Origin of the sequence: Streptomyces sp. SPB074, from assembly GCF_000154905.1 — a bacterium.
Classification (GTDB): domain Bacteria; phylum Actinomycetota; class Actinomycetes; order Streptomycetales; family Streptomycetaceae; genus Streptomyces.
In genome coordinates this window covers 5278923-5282463 of sequence record NZ_GG770539.1, presented here as the reverse complement: position 1 = coordinate 5282463, position 3541 = coordinate 5278923, and the positions used below count along the sequence as shown (strand labels likewise).

Genomic DNA, 3541 nt, shown 5'->3' with positions numbered 1-3541 from the left:
TGAGAGGGGCACACGGTGGGGAGGCCGGGGTGCGGCCAGGGGGGCGCGGGCGGCTCCGGCCCGGGGTTCCCCCGGGGTTCGTGCTCCCGGCCCTCCTCCTCCAGGGGGAGAAGACGGGCGAGAGGCCGACCGGAGGGATGATCAGCATTCGTGGCGGATTCTGGCAGACTCTCTGCTCATGGGTGAGATCACTGTGACACCGATGGCCGGCCGCGAACCGGCCGCCTCCTCACCCGCGACGGAGACGCCCGGCCACCCCACCGCCGTGCGCCGCGCGGTGCGGCGGCTGCGCACCCCGAAGCGGCCCAGGCTCTGGTTCGAGATCGTCCTCATCGGCCTGAGTTACTGGGTCTACTCGCTGATCCGCAACGCGGTTCCCGAGCAGCGCGCCGAGGCGCTGCGCCACGCGGACTGGATCTGGCGCGTGGAGCACGATCTCGGCCTGGCCTTCGAACAGTCGGTCAACCACGCGCTCAACAAGGTCACATGGCTCATCGTGGGGATGAACTACTACTACGCGACGCTGCACTTCATCGTGACGCTCGGCGTGCTCGTCTGGCTCTTCAAGTGGCATCCCGGACGGTACGCGGCGGCACGCCTCGCGCTCTTCGCGACGACGGGCGCGGCGCTGCTCGGCTACTACCTGTACCCGCTGGCGCCGCCGCGGCTCATGACGAACAGCCACTTCATCGACACCGTCCTCGTGCACCGCACGTGGGGCTCGCTGGCCTCGGGCAACCTCAAGCACGTGTCGAACCAGTTCGCCGCGATGCCGTCGATGCACATCGGCTGGTCCACGTGGGCGGGGCTGACGATCATCGCGCTGGCGAAGGCGCCGTGGGCGAAGATCCTCGGCGGGCTCTACCCGCTGCTTACGCTGACGGTGATCGTGGCGACGGCGAACCACTTCTGGCTCGACGCGGTCGGCGGCCTCTTCTGCCTCGCCTTCGGCTTCGCCGTCGCCTCGCTCTGGTACGGGAAACTTCCCTACACGCTGCCCCGGCTGATCACCTCACCGGGCAAGGGCTCCCGCCTGCGCGCCGCCGGGGCGACCCAGGCGGCACGGGCCTCGCGCTGAGGCGGGCGGCGGCCCCGTGCGGGCGCCCGGCCGCGCGGCTCACAGCGCCGCCCCGTAGAACAGCTCCTCCACGATGCCGCGTGCCCGCCGTGTCGTGCGGCGGTAGTCCTCCAGCATGTCCCCGGCGTGCCCGGCCTCGTAGCCCAGGTAGCGGCTCACGGCGCCGAGTTCGCGGGTGTCGCTCGGGAAGGTGTCGCCCGCGCGGCCCCGTACGAGCATGACGGCGTTGCGCACGCGCGCGGCGAGGACCCACGCCTCGTCGAGGATGCGGGCCTGCTCCTGGTCGAGGAGGTCCGCCTCGAAGGCGGCGGCGAGGGCTTCGCGGGTGCGGGTGGTGCGCAGGCCCGGCTCGTGGTGGCCGTGGCGGAGCTGGAGGAGCTGAACGGTCCACTCGACGTCGGAGAGGCCGCCGCGCCCGAGCTTGGTGTGCAGGGTGGGGTCCTGGCCGCGCGGGACGCGCTCGGCCTCCATGCGGGCCTTGAGGCGGCGGATCTCGCGCACGGCCTCCTCGCCGATGCCCTCGGCGGGGTAGCGGAGCGGGTCGATCAGCTCGGTGAAGGCGCGGCCGAGCTCGGCGTCGCCCGCGACGGGTTCGGCGCGCAGGAGGGCCTGCGCCTCCCAGGTCTGCGACCAGCGGCGGTAGTAGGCGGCGTAGGAGGCGGGGGTGCGCACGAGGGGGCCGTTGCGGCCCTCGGGGCGCAGGCCGGTGTCGATGAGGAGGGGCGGGTCGGCGCTCGGGAGCTGGAGGAGGCGGCGCATCTCGGCGACGACGGCGTTCGCCGCGCGGCTCGCCTCGGCCTCGTCCACGCCCTCGCGGGGCGCGTGGACGAAGAGGACGTCGGCGTCGGAGCCGTAGGCGAGTTCGTGGCCGCCGAAGCGGCCCATGCCGATGACGGCGAAACGCGTGGGCAGTTCCTCGCCCCAGCCGGCGCGGACGACGGCGCGCAGGGTGCCGGCGAGGGTCGCGGCGGTGAGGTCGGAGACGGCGGAGCCGACGCGGTCCACGAGCGCGCCGTGGTCCTCCTCGGCCGGGGTGTCCTCGGTGCCGTAGGAGCCGATGAGGTCGGCGGCGGCGGTGCGGAACAGTTCGCGGCGGCGCACCCCGCGCGCGGCGGCGACCCCGCCCTCGGGGGTCTCGGCGCGGCCCACGGCGGCGAGGATCTCCTGTTCGAGCTGGGCGCGGGGGCGCGGGCCGAGCCCGGCCGAATCCCCGAGGAGGGCGACGGCCTCGGGGGCGCGCAGCAGGAGGTCGGGGGCGAGGCGGCCCGCGGACAGGACGCGGGCGAGGTTCTCGGCGGCGGCGCCCTCGTCACGGAGCAGGCGCAGGTACCAGGGCGTCTTGCCGAGGGCGTCGGAGACCTTGCGGAAGTTGAGGAGCCCGGCGTCGGGGTCGGCGGAGTCGGCGAACCAGCCGAGGAGGACGGGGAGCAGGGTGCGCTGGATCGCGGCGCGGCGCGAGACGCCGTGGGTGAGCGCTTCGAGGTGGCGCAGGGCGGCGGCGGGGTCGGCGTAGCCGAGGGCGACGAGGCGGTCGCGGGCGGCCTCGGGGCTCAGGCCCGCCTCGCCCGGGGCGAGGTGGGCGACGGCATCGAGGAGCGGGCGGTAGAAGAGCTTCTCGTGGATGCGGCGGGCGGCGCCCGAGTGGCGCTTCCACTCCTTGAGGAGTGAGGCGATCGGTTCGGTGCGCAGGCCCAGGGAGCGGCCGAGGCGGCGCAGGTCGGCCTCGTCCTCGGGGACGAGGTGGGTGCGGCGCAGCTTGAAGAGCTGGATGCGGTGTTCGAGGGAGCGCAGGAAGCGGTACGCCTCGTCGAGCTGGAAGGCGTCGGTGCGGCCGATGTAGCCGCCGTCGGCGAGCGCGGCGAGCGCGGCGAGCGTCGTGGGGCTGCGCAGGCCGGTGTCGTCGCGGCCGTGGACGAGCTGGAGCAGCTGGACGGCGAACTCGACGTCGCGCAGCCCGCCGGGGCCGAGCTTGAGTTCGCGTTCGGCCTCGGCGGCCGGGATGGCGTCGATGACGCGGCGGCGCATCCGCTGCGTGTCGGTGACGAAGTTCTCGCGCTCGGACGCCTGCCACACGAGCGGGGCGAGGGCGGCCACGTACTCCTCGCCGAGGGCGAGGTCGCCCGCGACGGGGCGGGCCTTGAGCAGCGCCTGGAACTCCCAGGTCTTGGCCCAGCGGTGGTAGTAGGCGAGGTGGCTGGAGAGGGTGCGCACGAGGGGGCCGTTGCGGCCCTCGGGGCGCAGGTTGGCGTCCACGGGCCAGATGGTGCCCTCGATGGTGGTCTCGGAGCAGATGCGCATGAGGTGCGCGGCGAGGCGGGTCGCGGCGCGGATCGCCTCGCCTTCCTCGACGCCGTCGTGCGCGGGTTCGCCGACGTAGACGACGTCCACGTCGGAGACGTAGTTCAGCTCGTGGCCGCCGCACTTGCCCATCGCGAGGACGGCGAGGCGGCAGGCGGCGGCGTC

The 3541-nt window shown here is 74.2% G+C and carries 2 protein-coding genes; one reads left to right on the top strand and one right to left on the bottom strand.

Annotated elements, in window-relative coordinates; translation table 11 throughout:
• Positions 1-178: 178 nt before the first annotated feature.
• A complete protein-coding gene (locus SSBG_RS22380; RefSeq protein WP_037870412.1) occupies positions 179-1078 on the top strand; it encodes a phosphatase PAP2 family protein in 900 nt (299 codons plus the stop codon).
• Positions 1079-1117: 39 nt separating this feature from the next.
• On the opposite strand, the gene SSBG_RS22375 is transcribed toward SSBG_RS22380, so the two are convergent.
• Positions 1118-3541: bifunctional [glutamine synthetase] adenylyltransferase/[glutamine synthetase]-adenylyl-L-tyrosine phosphorylase (locus SSBG_RS22375; protein WP_037870410.1), on the bottom strand; the 2424-nt coding region annotated here is incomplete at its 5' end.